The sequence below is a fragment of the Amycolatopsis sp. NBC_00348 genome (genome assembly GCF_036114655.1).
Lineage (GTDB): Bacteria > Actinomycetota > Actinomycetes > Mycobacteriales > Pseudonocardiaceae > Amycolatopsis.
This window is the reverse complement of the sequence record NZ_CP107994.1, coordinates 826,781-843,838: the sequence shown is the minus strand read 5'-3', so window position 1 is coordinate 843,838 and position 17,058 is coordinate 826,781. Positions and strand designations below refer to the sequence as shown.

At 71.4% G+C, this 17,058-nt stretch carries 19 protein-coding genes and 1 pseudogene; 9 read left to right on the top strand and 11 right to left on the bottom strand.

Annotated features, from left to right (window positions below):
• The first annotated feature begins 17 nt into the window (after positions 1-17).
• Positions 18-782, top strand: a complete 765-nt coding sequence (locus OHS58_RS04120; protein WP_328647189.1) for an enoyl-CoA hydratase/isomerase family protein — start codon at positions 18-20, stop codon at positions 780-782.
• 147 nt (positions 783-929) lie between these two features.
• On the opposite strand, the gene OHS58_RS04115 is transcribed toward OHS58_RS04120, so the two are convergent.
• Positions 930-1,433, bottom strand: a complete 504-nt coding sequence (locus OHS58_RS04115; RefSeq protein WP_328647188.1) for an SRPBCC family protein — start codon at positions 1,431-1,433, stop codon at positions 930-932.
• Between the two features lie 236 nt (positions 1,434-1,669).
• Between OHS58_RS04115 and OHS58_RS04110 the strand changes: the two genes are divergently transcribed.
• Both OHS58_RS04110 and OHS58_RS04105 read left to right on the top strand, forming a co-directional pair.
• Positions 1,670-3,076 carry a S28 family serine protease gene (locus OHS58_RS04110; RefSeq protein WP_328647187.1) on the top strand — a complete coding sequence of 469 codons (1,407 nt, stop codon included), beginning with the start codon at positions 1,670-1,672 and terminating at the stop codon, positions 3,074-3,076.
• Between the two features lie 66 nt (positions 3,077-3,142).
• Positions 3,143-3,532 (top strand): VOC family protein, encoded by a 390-nt coding sequence (locus tag OHS58_RS04105; protein ID WP_328647186.1) that lies wholly within the window; start codon positions 3,143-3,145, stop codon positions 3,530-3,532.
• Between the two features lies 1 nt (position 3,533).
• Here the strand turns inward: OHS58_RS04105 and OHS58_RS04100 are convergent, their stop codons facing one another.
• From OHS58_RS04100 to OHS58_RS04075, 6 genes are all read right to left on the bottom strand, one after another.
• Positions 3,534-3,881: an MmcQ/YjbR family DNA-binding protein gene (locus OHS58_RS04100; protein WP_326951230.1), complete on the bottom strand. Its 348-nt coding sequence runs from the start codon at positions 3,879-3,881 to the stop codon at positions 3,534-3,536.
• Positions 3,878-4,276, bottom strand: coding sequence for a type II toxin-antitoxin system VapC family toxin (locus OHS58_RS04095; protein ID WP_328647185.1), 399 nt, complete (start codon positions 4,274-4,276; stop codon positions 3,878-3,880). The genes OHS58_RS04100 and OHS58_RS04095 overlap by 4 nt, the downstream gene beginning before the upstream one ends.
• A complete protein-coding gene (locus OHS58_RS04090) occupies positions 4,273-4,545 on the bottom strand; it encodes a type II toxin-antitoxin system VapB family antitoxin (RefSeq protein ID WP_328647184.1) in 273 nt (90 codons plus the stop codon). Before OHS58_RS04090 ends, OHS58_RS04095 begins: the two co-directional genes overlap by 4 nt.
• A gap of 92 nt (positions 4,546-4,637) precedes the next feature.
• Complete coding sequence (gene uvrB, locus OHS58_RS04085; protein WP_326951233.1) at positions 4,638-6,794, bottom strand: excinuclease ABC subunit UvrB; 2,157 nt, start codon at positions 6,792-6,794, stop codon at positions 4,638-4,640.
• Between the two features lie 46 nt (positions 6,795-6,840).
• Positions 6,841-7,455, bottom strand: a complete 615-nt coding sequence (locus tag OHS58_RS04080) for a carboxymuconolactone decarboxylase family protein (protein WP_328647183.1) — start codon at positions 7,453-7,455, stop codon at positions 6,841-6,843.
• 11 nt (positions 7,456-7,466) lie between these two features.
• Positions 7,467-9,035 carry a DUF5685 family protein gene (locus OHS58_RS04075; protein ID WP_328647182.1) on the bottom strand — a complete coding sequence of 523 codons (1,569 nt, stop codon included), beginning with the start codon at positions 9,033-9,035 and terminating at the stop codon, positions 7,467-7,469.
• A gap of 117 nt (positions 9,036-9,152) precedes the next feature.
• On the opposite strand from OHS58_RS04075, the gene OHS58_RS04070 reads away from it, so the two are divergent.
• The 3 genes and pseudogenes from OHS58_RS04070 (at position 9,153) to OHS58_RS04060 (ending at position 11,201) form a co-directional block, all read left to right on the top strand.
• The gene (locus OHS58_RS04070) at positions 9,153-9,671 is read left to right on the top strand and encodes a DUF402 domain-containing protein (protein ID WP_326951236.1); all 519 of its coding nucleotides are present in this window, start codon (positions 9,153-9,155) and stop codon (positions 9,669-9,671) included.
• A 133-nt stretch (positions 9,672-9,804) separates the two neighbouring features.
• Positions 9,805-10,563, top strand: a pseudogene (locus OHS58_RS04065) (sensor histidine kinase); the annotation flags it as partial.
• Positions 10,560-11,201, top strand: a complete 642-nt coding sequence (locus OHS58_RS04060; protein ID WP_247054180.1) for a response regulator — start codon at positions 10,560-10,562, stop codon at positions 11,199-11,201. The pseudogene OHS58_RS04065 and the gene OHS58_RS04060, both read left to right, overlap by 4 nt.
• On the opposite strand, the gene coaE is transcribed toward OHS58_RS04060, so the two are convergent.
• On the bottom strand, positions 11,198-12,382 hold the full coding sequence (gene coaE / locus OHS58_RS04055; RefSeq protein WP_328647181.1) for a dephospho-CoA kinase: 1,185 nt from the start codon (positions 12,380-12,382) through the stop codon (positions 11,198-11,200). The two genes, OHS58_RS04060 and coaE, sit on opposite strands and share 4 nt — an antisense overlap.
• A gap of 159 nt (positions 12,383-12,541) precedes the next feature.
• On the opposite strand from coaE, the gene OHS58_RS04050 reads away from it, so the two are divergent.
• On the top strand, positions 12,542-12,787 hold the full coding sequence (locus tag OHS58_RS04050; protein WP_328647180.1) for a hypothetical protein: 246 nt from the start codon (positions 12,542-12,544) through the stop codon (positions 12,785-12,787).
• A 144-nt stretch (positions 12,788-12,931) separates the two neighbouring features.
• Entirely contained in the window at positions 12,932-13,180 is a 249-nt protein-coding gene (locus OHS58_RS04045) for a hypothetical protein (RefSeq protein WP_247054187.1), read from the top strand.
• Positions 13,181-13,190: 10 nt separating this feature from the next.
• On the opposite strand, the gene OHS58_RS04040 is transcribed toward OHS58_RS04045, so the two are convergent.
• Positions 13,191-13,637, bottom strand: a complete 447-nt coding sequence (locus OHS58_RS04040; protein WP_326952008.1) for an OsmC family protein — start codon at positions 13,635-13,637, stop codon at positions 13,191-13,193.
• 5 nt (positions 13,638-13,642) lie between these two features.
• Positions 13,643-14,269: an HD domain-containing protein gene (locus OHS58_RS04035; RefSeq protein ID WP_328647179.1), complete on the bottom strand. Its 627-nt coding sequence runs from the start codon at positions 14,267-14,269 to the stop codon at positions 13,643-13,645.
• 210 nt (positions 14,270-14,479) lie between these two features.
• Between OHS58_RS04035 and OHS58_RS04030 the strand changes: the two genes are divergently transcribed.
• The gene (locus OHS58_RS04030) at positions 14,480-15,094 is read left to right on the top strand and encodes a TetR/AcrR family transcriptional regulator (protein WP_326951590.1); all 615 of its coding nucleotides are present in this window, start codon (positions 14,480-14,482) and stop codon (positions 15,092-15,094) included.
• A 367-nt stretch (positions 15,095-15,461) separates the two neighbouring features.
• Here OHS58_RS04030 and rpsA read toward each other — a convergent pair whose 3' ends face one another.
• A complete protein-coding gene (gene rpsA, locus OHS58_RS04025) occupies positions 15,462-16,964 on the bottom strand; it encodes a 30S ribosomal protein S1 (RefSeq protein ID WP_328647178.1) in 1,503 nt (500 codons plus the stop codon).
• Positions 16,965-17,058 lie beyond the last annotated feature (94 nt).

Below are 17,058 nucleotides of genomic sequence, written 5' to 3'. Positions count from 1 at the left end.
CGCGGTACGGTCGCGCTGTGCCGATCACCGTGGAGACCCAGTCCGACGTCGCCGTGCTCCGGATCGACCACGGCAAGGGCAACACCCTCGACACCGATTCCTGCCGGGACCTCGTGCTGCGGCTGGAGGAAGCCGGCGCGGCCCGCGCGGTGGTGCTGACCGGCACCGGCGGCATCTTCTCCGCCGGCGCCGACCTCCGGCGCATCAGCGACGGCGGCGCCGCGTACGTGTCCGAGTTCCTGCCGCTGCTGTCGGACGCGCTGCTGGCGGTGTTCGGCTTCCCGCGTCCGGTCGTCGCGGCGCTCAACGGCCACGCGATCGCCGGCGGCGCGGTCCTCGCCGCGGCGTGCGACCACCGCGTGCTCACCACCGGACCCGGCCGGATCGGCGTCACCGAACTGCTCGTCGGGCTGCCGTTCCCGCTCGCCGCGCTGGAGATCCTGCGCTGCGCGTACGGCACGACACCACTGCCGTCGCTGACCTACTCGGGCGCGACCGTCGGCGGCGAGGACGCGCTCACCCGCGGCCTGGCCGACGAACTCGCGCCGCCGGAGGAGGTCCTCGAGCGGGCCGTCGCCATCGCGGCCCGGCTCGGCGACCTGCCCGCCGAGCCGTTCGCGCACACCAAAGCCCAGATCCGGCAGCCCTACCACGAGCGGATCGCGGAGTACCGCCACGCCGACGACCCGCGGATCGAGCGGATGTGGCGGGCGCCCGAGGCGCTCGGCGCCGTCAAGTCCTATGTGGACAAGGTGCTGGGCGGCCAGGCGCGGCCGGAGTGAGTCTGCTCGATGTGCTTCGTGATCCAGGTGGTTCCTGACGGTGCGGGCGGGTCGCCCTCGTACCGGGGTTGTACTCGGGCGGGCCGCCCGTGCCGTCAGGGGCCGCCTGGGCGCGAAGACCGCGAGCGTGACTCGCTCCGGCCGCGCCTAAACCGCGCGGACGCCGGACTCGGCGAGGGACTTGATGCCTTCGACCGTCCGCTGCATGTTGTCGTGCAGCTCGCCCAGGCGCATCGCGACGATCTCTTCTTCGTGCTCCGGCATCGAGCCGATGATGGTCGTCAGGTTGGACGGGCCCGGGCCGATCTGCGCCCACTGGCGCAGGATGGTGCCCTCGCCGTCCGGGACCAGCTGGAACTTCCACGACGCGGCCGGGTCGGCCACGTCCATCACGGCCCACGCGAACAGCCGGCCGGGCTCGAAGCCGGTGATGGTCGAGACCGTCTCCCACTCCCCCGCGACGGGGTGGGAGTTGCGGCCGCGGAACTGGGCGCCGAGGCCGGGCGCGCTGCCTTCGACCCAGCCGCCGCCCTGGAACTCGGTGGAGAAGCGGGCCGGCAGGTCGACGTCCAGCAGCCAGTGCCAGACCTCGGCCGGCGACGCCTCGATGCGGACCTCGACCTGGGTGGTCGGGCAGTCGGAAACCTTCATGGCGGACCCCTCGCTCGATGCCGGTGCCTTCTGGATCCGGACGGTAACGTGGCGCCGATCACCCGGACAACTTGCACAATGCGCGCGACTGCGCAGCGGCGAGGACGCCACCCGGGAGCCGCGGTACCCGCCGAAAGTCGGTTTCCGGCGAAGGGTGCGCCCGGTCAGCCGATTGCCCACCCCGGCCGGTTCTGTGAGGGTCCCACGCAGTGGTCCGAAGCCGGGGAAGGTGCTTCATGCGCAGACTGTTCACCGCCTGTTCGGCGGCCGTGCTGGCACTGGCCGCGCTGACGGGCCTCGCGCCGTCGGCCGGCGCGGCGACCGACATCGAAGCGGCCCTGCGGGGCATCCCCGGCCTGACGATCGTCAAGGAGGACCCGGCGCCGGCGGGGTTCCGGTTCTTCGAGCTGACCTTCACCCAGCCCGCCGACCACCGCCACCCCGGCGCAGGCACGTTCCAGCAGCGGTTCACCCTGCTGCACCGCGACTTCGCCGCCCCGACGGTCGCCTTCACCAGCGGCTACAACGTCAGCACCGCGCCGAACCGGTCGGAGCCGACGCAGATCGTCAACGGCAACCAGCTTTCGATGGAGTACCGCTACTTCACGCCGTCACGGCCGCAGCCGGAGAACTGGGCGCAGCAGCTGACGATCTGGCAGGCCGCCGCCGACGAGCACAGCGCCGTGCAGGCGTTCAAGGCGATCTACCCGGGCAAGTGGCTGGCCACCGGCGGCAGCAAGGGCGGCATGACCGCGACGTACTTCCGGCGCTTCTTCCCCGACGACGTCGACGGCACGGTCCCCTACGTCGCGCCCAACGACGTCATCGACCCGATCGACGTCTACAACAAGTTCCTCTCGCGCGTCGGCAACGATCCCGGCTGCCGCGACGCGCTCAAGGCCATCCAGCGCGACGCGCTGAAGCGGCGTGACGAGCTCGGCGCGATCGCCGCGGTGGACGCGGCGAAGCGGGGGCTGACGTTCTCGATCGTCGGCTCGGCCGACAAGTCCCTCGAGATTTCGGTGATCGACTCGTACTTCGCGTTCTGGCAGTACCAGACGCAGGCGGACTGCGCGACGGTGCCGAAGCCCGGCGCGCCCGCGGCCGACGTCTACGCCTGGTACGAGCGGGTGGAGAGCCTCAACACCTACTCCGACCAGGACCTCTCGCCCTACATCCCGTACTACTACCAGGCCGCGGTCCAGCTCGGCGCGCCCGAGGCGTACGACGGCTACCTGCGCGACCTGCTGCGCTACCCGGGCGCCGACCAGCCGAAGACGTTCGTGCCGAGCTCGGTCCGTCTGCCGCGGTTCGACTACCTGGCCATGCCGGACGTCGACTTCTGGGTGAAGTCGCGCGGCACGCGGCTGCTGTTCGTCTACGGCTCGAACGACCCGTGGGGCGCCGAGCCGTTCGAGCTCGGCTTCGGCAGCCGGGACTCGTACCGCTACTACGTCCCGGGCGGCAACCACGGCTCGAGGATCGCCCAGCTGCCCGCGGCCGACGCCGCCGCGGCGACCGCGACGGTCCGGCGCTGGGCCGGGCTGCCCCCGGCCGCGTCCGCGCAGAGCGCCCGGAGCGCGCCGGCCGGCTTCCCGGAGTTCGACGCCGATCTCACCCTGTCGGGGCACCCACGGCTCTGACCTCCCGAAACCGGGCCGGCAGGCGTAGTCTCCCGTCACCTGCCGACCCGGCCTGAGGAGGCGAGCATGCCTCGTCCGATCCACTTCGAGATCCACGCGGCCGATCCCGAGCGTGCGGTGGCGTTCTACACCGCGGTGTTCGGCTGGAAGTTCGAACGCTGGGGCGAGGTCCCGTACTGGATGATCTCCACCGGCGACGGCGAGGGCATCGACGGCGGCCTGGTGCCGCGGCAGGGTCCGGCACCCGCGGATTCGGGGCCGGTGCACGGTTTCGTCAACACGATCGACGTCGCCGACGTCGACCACACCCTCGGCGAAGTGGCGCGGGCGGGCGGGACGCTGGCGCTCGCGAAGCAGCCCGTCCCGGGTGTCGGGTGGCTGGCGTACTGCAAGGACACCGAGGGCAACATCTTCGGGATGCTGCAGGCGGACGAGAACGCGCCGGTGCCGGACTGAGTCAGGGCCGCTTGGCGCGGGGCAGCTTCTTCACGATGGCCTCGTAGGAGGCGTCGAGGAGTTCTTCCAGCTCGGCGTCGGACACCCCGGCACCGAGCCGGACGCGGTTCCAGCCGTACCGGCCGAGGTAGTCCATCACGGTCACGGCCTCGGGGTGGCGCTCACGCAGTTCGGCCGCTTCTTCCCGCGTGGCCCCGCACTTGACGGCGACACTGCCGGGCTCTTCCTGGCCGATGAAGGCGAACCCCTTGCCGCCGACCTTCGCGACGAGCACGTGGTCACCGAACGGATAGGTCTCCTCGGCACCCGGCAACCCCAGGCAGTACGCGACCACGGCTTCGATGTTCACGACCCGAGCTTCACCAGCTCGAGATCGGTCTGCGGGAAGTCGTCGCCGATGCAGAGCAACGGTTCCCGGGCGATCTTGGCGGTGGCATAGCTGTAGCAGTCGCCCATGTCCAGCTTGGCCGGGTGGTGTCCCTTCCCGTACTGCTTGAACGCTTCGATCGCCACCTCCGCGTGTTCATCGGTGAAGGGCGCGGTCGCGATGTGGTTGTCCTGGAGGAACCTGGCGAGCACCAGCTGGCCCCGCGCGCCGAGCCTCGTGGTGAGCACGATGCCGACCTCGACGAGAGTGGGCGCGCCGATCCTGGCCGAGTCCGCCTCCGCGAGGCGCTCCTCGAGTCGTTCGTGGTCCGGTTCCCGGCGCAGGATCGCCACAATGGCCGAGCTGTCGATGATCACACGCCACCCGGCCCGAACCCGAGAATCTCTTCCCACTCGTCCTTCGGGATCGGCTTCCCGAGCTCCTCAGGCGGGATCAACGGCCAGATCTCCTCTTCCAGTACTCGCCGCATCCGCTTCAGCCGCAGTTCGGTGTTGTCCTGCGCCATGAGCTGGTCACGGCGCAGGCGCAGGGCTTCGCGGACGGCACCGGTCTTGGTGTCACCCGTCAGTGCGGCGACCTCGGCGGCCAAACGCTCGGCCTCCGGGTCTTTGATGTTCATCGCCATGGTGTAAGCGTACCAATCGGGGTGTAATACTCGATCGGGCGATCACTGTTCGGCCCACGCGACAACCGCCACCCTGCTGGTATCGCGTCCGGCTACTTGATGCCGGCCGCGTCCATTCCGCGCAGCTCCTTCTTCAGGTCCTGGACTTCGTCGCGCAGGCGGGCCGCCAGCTCGAACTGCAGGTCGCGGGCCGCCTGCATCATCTGGTCGGTCATCTGCTGGATCAGGTCCGCGAGCTGGGCCCGCGGCATCGCCGAGACGTCCTTGTCCACCAGCATCCCGGAGCTGCGCACCCGGTCGCCCTGTTCCGGCTTCTTGCCGCGCGAGGAGTTGCGGCCCGAGCCGCCGACCGAGACCTGCTCGGTGTCCTCCGCCTCGCTGTAGACCCGGTCGAGGATGTCGGCGATCTTCTTCCGCAGCGGCTGCGGGTCGACCCCGCGCTCCACGTTGTAGGCGACCTGCTTCTCACGGCGGCGGTCGGTCTCGTCGATCGCGTGCCGCATCGAGTCGGTGATCTTGTCGGCGTACATGTGCACTTCGCCCGACACGTTGCGCGCCGCGCGGCCGATCGTCTGGATCAGCGACGTCCCGCTGCGCAGGAAGCCTTCCTTGTCCGCGTCGAGGATCGCCACCAGCGACACCTCCGGCAGGTCGAGGCCCTCGCGCAGCAGGTTGATGCCGACCAGCACGTCGAAGTCGCCCGCCCGCAGCTGCCGCAGCAGCTCCACCCGGCGCAGCGTGTCCACCTCGGAGTGCAGGTACCGCACCCGGATGCCCAGCTCCAGCAGGTAGTCCGTGAGGTCCTCGGACATCTTCTTCGTCAGCGTGGTGACCAGGACGCGCTCGTCCTTCTCCGCGCGCTCCCGGATCTCGTGCACCAGGTCGTCGATCTGGCCCTCGGTGGGCTTCACGACCACCTTCGGGTCGACCAGGCCGGTCGGCCGGATCACCTGCTCGACGAACTCGCCGCCCGCCTGGCCCATCTCGAACGGCCCCGGCGTCGCCGACAGGTACACCGTCTGCCCGATCCGGTCGGAGAACTCCTCCCAGGTCAGCGGCCGGTTGTCGACGGCGCTCGGCAGCCGGAAGCCGTATTCGACCAGGTTGCGCTTGCGGGACATGTCGCCCTCGTACATCCCGCCGATCTGCGGGACGGTCTGGTGCGACTCGTCGATGACCAGCAGGAAGTCTTCCGGGAAGTAGTCGATCAGCGTCGCCGGCGCGGTGCCCGCGCCGCGGCCGTCGATGTGCCGCGAGTAGTTCTCGATGCCGGAGCAGAAACCGACCTGCCGCATCATCTCGATGTCGTAGGACGTGCGCATCCGCAGCCGCTGCGCTTCCAGCAGCTTGCCCTGCTTCTCCAGCTCCGCCAGGCGATCCTCGAGCTCCTGCTCGATGCTCTTGATCGCCTTCTCCATGCGTTCCGGGCCCGCGACGTAGTGCGTCGCCGGGAAGATCCGGACCTCGTCGACCTCCTTGACGATGTCGCCGGTCAGCGGGTGCAGGTAGTACAGCTTCTCGATCTCGTCGCCGAAGAACTCGACGCGGATCGCGAGCTCCTCGTACGCCGGGATGATCTCGACCGTGTCGCCGCGCGCGCGGAACGTGCCGCGCGCGAACGCGATGTCGTTGCGCGTGTACTGCACGTCGACCAGCGCGCGCAGGAAGACGTCCCGGTCGAGCCGCTCGCCGATCTTCAGCTTCGAGGACCGGTCGAGGTAGGACTGCGGCGTGCCCAGGCCGTAGATGCAGGACACACTCGCGACCACGATGACGTCACGCCGGGACAGCAGGTTCATCGTCGCCGAGTGCCGCAGCCGCTCGACGTCGTCGTTGATCGACGAGTCCTTCTCGATGTAGGTGTCCGTCTGCGCGATGTACGCCTCGGGCTGGTAGTAGTCGTAGTAGCTGACGAAGTACTCGACCGCGTTGTGCGGGAACAGCTCGCGCAGCTCGTTCGCCAGCTGCGCGGCGAGGGTCTTGTTCGGCGCCATCACCAGTGCCGGCCGTTGCACGCGCTCGATCAGCCAAGCTGTCGTCGCCGACTTGCCGGTACCGGTGGCGCCCAGGAGCACGACGTCCTTCTCGCCGGCGTTGACGCGCCGTTCGAGCTCGTCGATGGCCGCCGGCTGGTCACCGGCGGGCTGGTAGTCGCTGACGACCTCGAACCGGCCGCCTTCCCGGGGGATCTCCGAGACGGGCCGGAAGTCGGACTGCGCCAGCACGGGGTGTTCGGTTGCGAAAGCCACGTCGACCAGAGTAAGCCTCGGCACCGACAATTTCCGTCGGCCCTGGTCAGCAGGGTCGGAACACCGTCGCGAAGGCCACTTCACCGCCGGCCACCACGCAGTGCACGACAGCGCCCGGCGCGGGCCCGGGGCCGAAGCACGAGACCAGCACCCGGTCGGGCCCGGTCGCCTGGACCTCGGTGCGCGGGAACTCCGCGAGCACCTCGGCGACCTCGGCGCCCGGCGCTTCCAGGTACCCCAGGACGACCTCGCGGGCCGACGCCGGTGGCGGGATCGGCAGGCCGTGGCCTTCGAAGAGCCGGTTCAGCTGGTCGGCCGCGGAAACCGCGCGGGGGAAGCCGGCGAACGCGGCCGTCTGGACCACGATCTCGCCCACCTCGGCCGACGACAGCCCGGACGCCAGGCCGGTGCGGAGGTGCACGCTCAGCGGCGGCCCGACCATCCCCGCCGCGGCGAGGGTGGCGGCGAGGGTGGCGGCTTCGCGCGTGCGGGCGTCGAGGGCCGGGCGCTCGTGGAGGTGGCCGTAGACCGTGCCGACGGCCAGCTCACCGAGCGCCGGGACGGTGGCGAACAGGGCGTCGAGCCGGGCTTCGCCGCCCTCGACCAGCCCCGCGAAGGTGGCGCGGCCGCGGTCGTGCAGCTGGTCCATCGGCTCGGTCATCACGGTTCCCCTCAGCAGTTGCAGTCACAACAGGAACAGCAGTCGCAGCAGTCACAATCGCAGTCGCAGCCGCCGGTCGCCGACGGTTTCCCGCTCCACGGCCCGGGATAGGGATCCCGGCAGCAGAACTGGCAGGTACAGCACATGTAGGAGGCTACGGCGCAGCCGAAGAAGAAGTTGCGCTTCTTCGGGGGCACGACGAACTTCGGGACCCAGAGGCCACCGCCCTTGCCGTCGAGGGGCTCGGGTTCCGGGCCGTCGGGACCATCCGGCCCGCCGGGGCCGCCGGGGCCGCCAGGTCCACCCGGGCCGCCGGGGCCTCCCGGACCACCGGGTCCGCCCGGGCCGTTGGGTCCGCCGGGACCTCCCGGACCGCCTGGGCCTCCGGGTCCGCCCGGACCCCAGGGACCGCCGGGTCCGGCAGGACCACCTGGGCCGCCGGGGTTTCCGGACCAACCCGGGCCACCCGGGTTTCCCGGCCGGCCGGGACCGCTCGGACCGCCGCCCCACTGCGGACCTCCAGGCGGCGGCTGCTGCCCCGGCGGCTGGTGCGGATGCTGCTGAGGACGCGGCCCCGGCCCGATCCACCCCGGCGGCGGTTGCTGCCCGGCGGCACCGCCCGGCCGGAGGTCGTGGCCGTCGGTGAGCAGTAGGCCCCGCCCACCGGGACCGGACGAATCTCCACCGTCCGCGGGCTGCCGGAAGCCGCGGTCGTGGTCGTGCGCCGAGCCGTGACCGAAGGCGCGGCGGACCGCTTGCCTCAGCTCGTGCACCAGCAGTGCGTGCACCAGCGCCGGTTGGGCGAACTCCGCCTCCCGCAGTGCCAGCTCGACCCCCAGCACCGCGTCGTCGCACAGCCGGCGGGCCTCCACTAGATCCGTTCCCGTGGCCAGCAACGGGTTCCACGCTCCCGCCGCCGCGTCCGCCGCCTGGTCCTCGACCGCGTCCAGCAGGTGCGCCGCGCGGCCGAACAGGCGGCCCGCCTCGACCAGGGGCGCCACGTTGCCCGGCCGTCCGGCCAGCTCCGCCGTGCGGGCGAACGCCGCCGACGTGGCCAGTTCCGCGGGCTCGGTCGCCAGCAGCGCCGAGTCGCCCGGGCGCATCGCCCGTTCCAGCTCGCCCTGGCGGTCGACGGCCTCGGTCAGCACCGTCGTGTCGAACCCGACGCGGCCGCCCGTGCGGCTGCCCTGCTTCGCCCAGCGGGACGCGACGCGGCGGGCGGCCGCCGCCACCGGCCGCCTGCCGAACGCGCCGTCGCGGTCCTCGACGTGGTCGCCGACCTTCGCCGCGGCCAGCACCAGCGACACCGCCGCGGCCAGCTGGGCGCCTTCGCCGCGGGCCACCGACGCCGAGCGCATGCCGCGCAGCGGGCACGGACCCGCGTCGCGCCGGCCGTCCGCGCGCGGCGTCTGGGCCTCGACGAGGACCGAGATGATCAGCCCGTCGTAGTTGGTGACGACGCGCGCGAGCTGGCCGTGCTCGTCGCGCAGCGTGAGGCAGAGCCCGCACAGGTGCGCGACCCAGTCGGCGTGCAACGAACCGGACAGCCGGTGCCGGCACGGCCTGATGATCCCGAACATCCCCAGTCCCCTCGGTTCCCCCGGTCGTCGGCGCACTTTAGCCCGAACGTGTGGCTCGCACCGCCGCCGTTCGCGATTCGTGACCGGGTTCCGCTCGGTTGCGGGCAGGATGGGGCCATGACGGGACTGCACCCGCCCAAGGTCGAAATCTTCGACCCGGCCGCGCGCACGAACATCGACCCGAAGGGCATCAGCCGGGAGGTCGAGGAGTTCCGCGAGGAACCGTTCGGCCTGTACCTCGCCCGCCCGGCGCCGGGCCGTGCCCAGTTCCACTACCTCGAGTCGTGGCTGCTGCCGGAGCTCGGCCTGCGCGTCACCGACTTCTGGTTCTCCCCCGGCCACGAACGCGACCAGGACTTCTACCTGGACGTCGTCCGCGTGAACCGCGACGGCCCCCGCTGGATCGCCACCGACCTCTACGTCGACATCGTGCTGAAGGACAAGCTCTCCCTGCGCACCATCGACACCGACGAGCTGCTGGAAGCCCGCACCGCGGGCCTCGTCACGGCCGACGAGGCCGAGGCCGCGCTGGAGACCACCTACGCGGCGATCGAGGGCCTGGCCTCGCACGGCTACGACCTGGCCGCCTGGCTCGCCACGAAGGACGTCACGTTGACCTGGCGGCGGCACCCCTAGGGGCCGGCGGGTCCACCATCCGGTGGACGCGGGGTCCTCCGGTGGAGGACCCGATCCCGGCCGTCCCGACGATTCGCCGGCCCCCGCCGCCGGTCATCCAGGTCGAGCACCTCCACAAGCGGTACGACGAGAAGGTCGCGGTGGACTGTCGACGGCCGTCGCCCGGCAGAACGAGCAGCGCCGCCGCACCCTGGACGAGCTGGCCGCCGCGCACGCGGAGAACGAAGGCCTGCAACGGCAGCTGCTCAGCCAGGCCAGGGAAGCCGGGATGCTCGACGAACGGCAGCGGCTCGCCCAGGAGATTCACGACACCCTGGCGCAGGGGTTCACCGGCATCATCACGCAGCTGGAAGCCGCCGCGCTCGCCAAGGAGCACCCGGCCGAGTGGCAGCGGCACCTGGACTCGGCGACCGCGCTCGCCCGCGAGAACCTCACCGCCGCGCGGCGCTCGGTGCGCGCGCTGCACCCCGAACCCCTCGACGGCGCAACGCTTCCCGACGCGCTGGCCGACGTCACGGCGCGGTGGAGCGAGCGGACCGGCGTGCCCGCGACGTGCACCGCCACCGGCGACCCGCGGCGGCTGCACCCGGAGATCGAGGCGACGATCCTGCGGATCACCCAGGAAGCCCTGTCCAATGTGGACAAGCACGCGGCGGCGGGCCGGGTCGGTCTCACCCTGTCGTACATGGACGGCGAAGTGACCTTGGACGTCCGGGACGACGGCGCCGGCTTCGAGCCCGCGACCGGGGACGGCGGGTTCGGGCTGCCGGGCATGCGCCGCCGGGTGCGGCGGCTCGCCGGTACGCTTCACGTCGAGTCCGAGCCCGGCGCCGGGACCGCGATCTCCGTCGCCCTGCCCGCCGTCCCGCTGCTCCCGGAGGCTCCCGCATGACGATCACCGTGCTGATCGCCGACGACCACCCGATCGTCCGGGACGGCCTGCGCGGCATCCTGTCCGCGGAACCCGCCCACGGCGAAGAGGGTTTCGAGGTGCTCGGCGAGGCGGCCGACGGCGCCGAAGCCGTCACCCTGGCCGAGCGGCTGCGGCCCGCCGTCGTGCTGATGGACCTGCGGATGCCGGGCACCGACGGCGTCACGGCGATCAGCGAGCTCGCGCGGCTGGGGAATCCGGCGCGGATCCTGGTGCTCACGACGTACGACACCGACTCGGACGTCCTGCCGGCGATCGAGGCGGGCGCAACCGGCTACCTGCTCAAGGACGCGCCGCGCGAGGAGCTGTTCCGCGCGGTCCGGGCGGCGGCCCGCGGGCAGGCCGTGCTCTCCCCCGCCGTCGCCGGCCGGCTGATGGGGCGGATGCGCCGGCCCGCGCGGGAACCGTTGTCGCAGCGCGAGCTCGAGGTGCTGACGCTGGTCGCGCGCGGCTCGTCGAACAAGGAGACGGCGAAGAAGCTGTTCATCAGCGAGGCGACGGTCAAGACGCACCTGATCCACGTCTACGCGAAGCTCGGGGTGAAGGACCGCGCGGCCGCCGTCGCCGTCGCGTTCGAACGCGGACTGCTCGGGTCCTAGGGCGTCCAGCCGGTCGTCTCGGCCCACTTCTCCGCCCGGACGAACGCGCCGTTGACCCAGTCCTGCTTCTCGTCGGCGTAGGCCGCGACGTTGCCGTCGGCAGCGTGCTCGTCGGCCAGCCGCAGCTTCACGTCGCGGTAGTCGTCACGCTCGTCCGGGTGCGCGCGCACGAAGTCGCGGAACAGCAGCGCGAGCCGCCACGCGGGCGTCTCGACGGACCGGACGTGCAGGTTCACCGGCCGTTTCGGGTCGGCGCCGACGTGCAGCCGCTTCGGCCAGGTGCCGGCGCCGTCCTGGGCGTCGTCGACCCACTCCCCGGCCAGGCGCGGGAAACCGGCGTCGGCGAGCAGCTCGGCGAGCTTGTCGGCGTCGTCCAAAGTGGACACCGTCAGCTGCAGGTCGAGGACGTCCTTGGCCGGCAGGTCCGGCACGGCGGTGGACCCGATGTGGTCGGCGCGCCGGGCCAGCTCGCCGCTCGCGGCGCGGACGCGGGCGAGCACCCGCTCGGCCTGCTGCGGCCAGGTGAGGTCGTACCCGGCGATCTTCGGCGACACCGGGGGCCGCGGCCGACGCAGGCGGACGTTCGCCTCGAACGGCACCAGCCGGTCCGCCCAGAGCGCGTCGACGTCGGCGAGCACCGCGTCCTCGGCACCGCCGTTGTCCAGCCAGACGTCGGCGACGGCGCGGCGCTGCTCGTCGCTCGCCTGCGCCCGGATCCGCGCGCGAGCGTCGGGCTCGGCCATCCCGCGGGCCGACACCAGCCGCCGGACCCGCACCTCGACGGGCGCGTCGACCACGACGACCAGGTGGTACGCCGTCGCGAGCCCGCCCTCGACCAGCAGCGGGATGTCGTGCACGACGATCGCGTCCGGCGCGGCGGCGGCCATCAGCTCGCCGGTGCGGGCCCCGACGAGCGGGTGCACGATCGCGTTGAGCCGGCGGCGCGACTCGTCGTCGGCGAACGCCTTGGCGGCGAGCACCGGCCGGTCGAGCGAACCGTCGGCGGCCAGGATCTCCGGGCCGAACTCCTCGACGAGCCGGGCGAGCCCCTCGGTGCCGGGCTCGACCACCTCGCGGGCGATCTTGTCGGAGTCCACCAGCACGGCGCCGTGTTCGGCGAGCCGGTTCGCCACGGTCGACTTGCCGGCCCCGATCCCACCCGTCAACCCCACACGCAACATGCCGATCACCCTAGCCAAGCTCCCCCGGCGGCCGCCCGCGGACTTCGGCAGCGGTCTGGGCCATTCGCGTGACACACCGCTGGCGCCCGTAACGCGGGTAATCGTTTTCCGACGCCCCCGGCAGCGGGTCTTCCGGCTCGCGTCATCGAGGGAGGGCTCATGAGGATGACGGACATCGGCAGGCCGGCGGCGGCCGTGCTGTGCGCGGGCGGGCTCGCGTTGACCGTGCCGGACGTCGCGGCCGCCACGCCGCCGGCCGGCGTCGCGGTGACGCAGTGCGTGTCCGGCGTCCGCCGGGTGCAGGTGACCTGCCGGCACACGCCGCAGCGCGCGCTCTGCGCGGTGGGCAGCACGTGGATCCCGTTCGGCACCCTGTGCGTGAAGGGCGATGTCCGGCCCGCTTAACACGAAACACACGGACGGGTGATCCGCAAGCCGATCGTGACGCGTGACTCAACCGAAATGTGGACACGCCGCGTTTCTTGCTCACCTTCATCGGTGCAGATGCGTACCGTGCGCCGCGACGAGGGTCGCCCACACGGAGGAACGATGGCGGACAGCAAGCACGTCGGGAGGCACCGGCTCGGCTCGCCGGGGCTGGTGCACTGCCTGGTTCACCACTCCGTGGCGACGGCCCTGGAGGATTACCGGCGGACGTGGCTGAGCACCCTGCTGGTCCCGGCGAAGCACAGCTTCGCCGGGCTCCGCCGCAAGGCCCGCGCGGCCGCGCTCGAACGCATCTGGGTCCCCGCCGTCGGCGTCGCCACCGTGCGGCCGGTCACGGCGCAGGCCGCCTGACAGGCTCTGCTCAGCGGCCCGTTTCGCGCGTCTCGATCACGATCTCCGACGACAGCGTCCGGTGCACCGGGCACTTGTCGGCGATCAGCATGAGCTTGGCGCGCTGGTCGTCGTCGAGGTCGCCGGCCAGCTCGATCTCGCGGGTGATGCGGCTGAGCATCCCGTGCTCGGTCTCGCACTTCTCGCAGTCCTCGGCGTGGATCCGCTCGTGCCGCAGCCGGATCGTCGCGGCGGCCAGCGGGATGCCCTTGCGGTCGGCGTACATCCGCAGCGTGATCGCGGTGCACGACCCCAGCGACGCGAGCAGCAGCTCGTACGGGTTCGGGCCGGCGTCGGCCCCGCCGACGGACACCGGCTCGTCGACCAGCAGCGTGTGCCCCGCCGTGCTGACCTGCTGCGTGTAGGTGCCGTCGCCGGTCGCGGTGACGACGACGGTGCCGGGCTCGGGGTGCTCCATCCGGTTCAGTCCTCCCAGGGTGAGTCCAAGATCGTGGTGACGAAGTCCTGCCGCTCGAAGCCTGGCACGAACCGGGCCAGCACATCGGCTTTGACGTTCCCGAACGCCGTGTCGGGCCGGTCACGGATGCCGTCGGTGAACGCGGCGAGGATGCGGCGCTTGAAGTCCGGCCGCGGGTGCGCGGCGACGATCGCGGCGCGGTCCCGCGCGGGCAGGTCGTGGTAGCCGATGCCGAGGACGTCGTACTCGACCCCCGCGGTGACCAGCGCGATCTCCGGCTCCATGTGCTCGGGGATGCCGGGGGTGGTGTGCAGCGCGATGGCCGTCCAGGCGATCCGGGCCCGTTCCGCGTCGATGCCGTGGCCGAGCAGGAAGCGCCGGGCTTCGTCGGCGCCGTCGAGCTCGAAGCGGCGATCGGTGCGGTGGCGCTCGACCAGGCCGAGGTCGTGGAACAGGGCCGCGACGTAGAGCAGTTCGGCGTCGAAGGCGAGGCCGCGGCGCCGGCCCTGCAGCGCGCCGAACAGGTAGACCCGCGAGGAGTGGTCGTACAGGAGCGGGCCGGCGGTGTCGCGCACGAGCTCGGCGGCTTCGCGGGCCAGCGCGGTGTCAGGGACGGTGGTGGTGTCTGTCATCGGGAAGCCCTTTCGTCGGTGCTTCCGACGCTGCCAGGGTTCGCCGCGGCCCGACCGGTGCCCATCGGACGGGAATGCCGCACATCCGGACATCCCGCGCATTCCCAAGACGCTGCGGATATCGTATCTTTTGCTGCGGGTGAGTAACCCGAACGCCGTTGTGCGCGGCTGCTGCGAAGGGGGTGCGCCGTGGCCACCAGGCACGTCTCGATGCGCCCCGTCGAACAGGGACACCGCGAGCGCTACCTCGACGCGGCGCTGTCGGTGCTGTTCGACCGCGGCGTCACGGCCCTCACGGTGCGCGGCGTGGCCGAGGCCGCTGGCGCGTCGACGATCTCGGTGTACGCCCGCTTCGGCGGCCGCGACGGCCTGCTCGACGCCCTGTACGAGCGCACGTTCGACTCGCTGCGCGAGATGCTGGAGGCGCTGCCGCCGGAAGGTCCCGACGGCTTCGCGGACCTGCTCGACCTGGCGATGGCGTACCGGCGCTTCGCCCGCGAAAGCCCCGCGCGCTACGCGTTGATGTTCGAGCGCCCGATCCCGGGGTTCGACCCCGACCCGGCGTTGCGCTCGGCCGTGGTGCGCACGACGTTCGGCCTGTTCATCGACCGGGTCCAGCGGATCAGCCCCCCGGCCGTCGACGCCCGGACGGCGGCGTACCACCTGTGGACGACGATGCACGGCCTGGTCGGCGCGGAGCTGATGCTCGCCTCCCGGACGGCGCTGCCGGAGTGGTTCATCCCGCCGACGGACGAGGCGAACGCGGAGGTCTACCGCCGCGGCGTCACGGCGATGACGACCGGCTTGGGCCTGCGCAACCACTGACGTCACGACCGCGGCCGGCGAGCCTGCGCGAGGCTGGGGCCGGTCCGGGCCGACGGACGGCGCGAGACTGCTCGAACCGGCGGACGGCTCGCGTGTCCGGACCCGCGACCCGCGTGATCGGAGCCGGAACTCGCGTGATCAGGACCGGGACTCGCGTGATCCAGGCCGGAACTCGCGTACGAGGGCCGTGACCTGCGTGATCGGGGCCGGAAGTCGCGTGATCGGGGCCGTGACTCGCGTGATTCGGGGCGTGACTCGCGGAAACCCGGAACCCGGGCCGGGCCGGGCAGGCGGGGCTGGAACGCAGCGAACCCCGGGCCGTTTCCGGACCGGGGTTCGCTGGGGTTTCAGCTCAGAGAGCTAGTGCTCACGCACCGCCGGAGAGCTTCTCGCGGAGAGCCGCGAGCTGCTCGTCGGAGGCGAGGGTGCCACCGCTGCTCTTCGTGTCGGCCGGGGCCGAACCCGACGAGGTGTAGCTTTCCGCGCCACCCTCGATGCCGGTCGCCGCGTCGGCGGCGGCCTCCGCGTCGGCCTCGACGGCCTTCACGACCTGCTTCATGTGGGCCTCGTAACGAGTGTGGGCCTCGGCGTACTGACGCTCCCACTCCTCACGCTGCTTGTCGAAGCCTTCCTGCCACTCCTGCGTGTCCGGGTCGAAGCCCTCGGGGTAGATGTAGTTGCCCTCGGGGTCGTACTCGGCGGCCATGCCGTACTGGGTCGGGTCGAACTCGGTGTCCGGCGTGACACCCTCGTTCGCCTGCTTCAGCGACAGCGAGATGCGACGGCGCTCGAGGTCGATGTCGATGACCTTGACCATGACGTCGCCGTTGACCTGGACGACCTGCTCCGGGATCTCCACGTGGCGCTCGGCCAGCTCGGAGATGTGGACCAGGCCCTCGATGCCCTCTTCGACGCGCACGAACGCACCGAACGGAACCAGCTTCGTGACCTTGCCCGGCACGATCTGACCGATCGCGTGGGTGCGGGCGAACTGGCGCCACGGGTCTTCCTGGGTCGCCTTCAGCGACAGCGAGACGCGCTCGCGGTCCATGTCGACGTCCAGGACCTCGACCGTGACCTCCTGGCCGACCTCGACGACCTCGGACGGGTGGTCGATGTGCTTCCAGGACAGCTCGGAAACGTGCACCAGGCCGTCGACGCCACCCAGGTCCACGAAGGCACCGAAGTTGACGATGGACGACACGACGCCCTTGCGGACCTGGCCCTTGGCGAGCGCGTTGAGGAACTCGCTGCGCACCTCGGACTGGGTCTGCTCGAGGTAGGCGCGACGGGACAGGACCACGTTGTTGCGATTCTTGTCCAGCTCGATGATCTTCGCCTCGAGCTCGCGGCCCACGTAGGGCTGCAGGTCGCGGACGCGGCGCATCTCGACCAGCGACGCGGGCAGGAAGCCGCGCAGGCCGATGTCCAGGATGAGGCCGCCCTTGACGACCTCGATGACGGTGCCCTTGACGGGCTCGTCCTTCTCCTTGAGCTCCTCGATCGTGCCCCAGGCGCGCTCGTACTGCGCGCGCTTCTTGGACAGGATCAGACGGCCTTCCTTGTCCTCCTTCTGGAGGACCAGGGCTTCGACCTCATCGCCGACGGTGACAACCTCAGCCGGGTCGACATCGTGCTTGATGGAGAGCTCACGCGAGGGGATGACGCCCTCGGTCTTGTAGCCGATGTCGAGCAGGACCTCGTCGCGGTCGACCTTGACGATGGTGCCTTCGACGATGTCGCCATCGTTGAAGTACTTGATCGTCTTGTCGATAGCCGCAAGGAAGTCTTCCTCCGACCCGATGTCGTTGATGGCGACCTGAGGGGCCGCGTTCGGGGCGGTCGGGGCGGTGACGGTGTCGATGGTCATTAGGCGGGTTGCTCCGGTGGATGGGAATCGAGGGTTGGCAGTTGTCGGCGCGATGGGCTGTTGGGAGCATGCGACGACCCTGCGAGCAAACGTC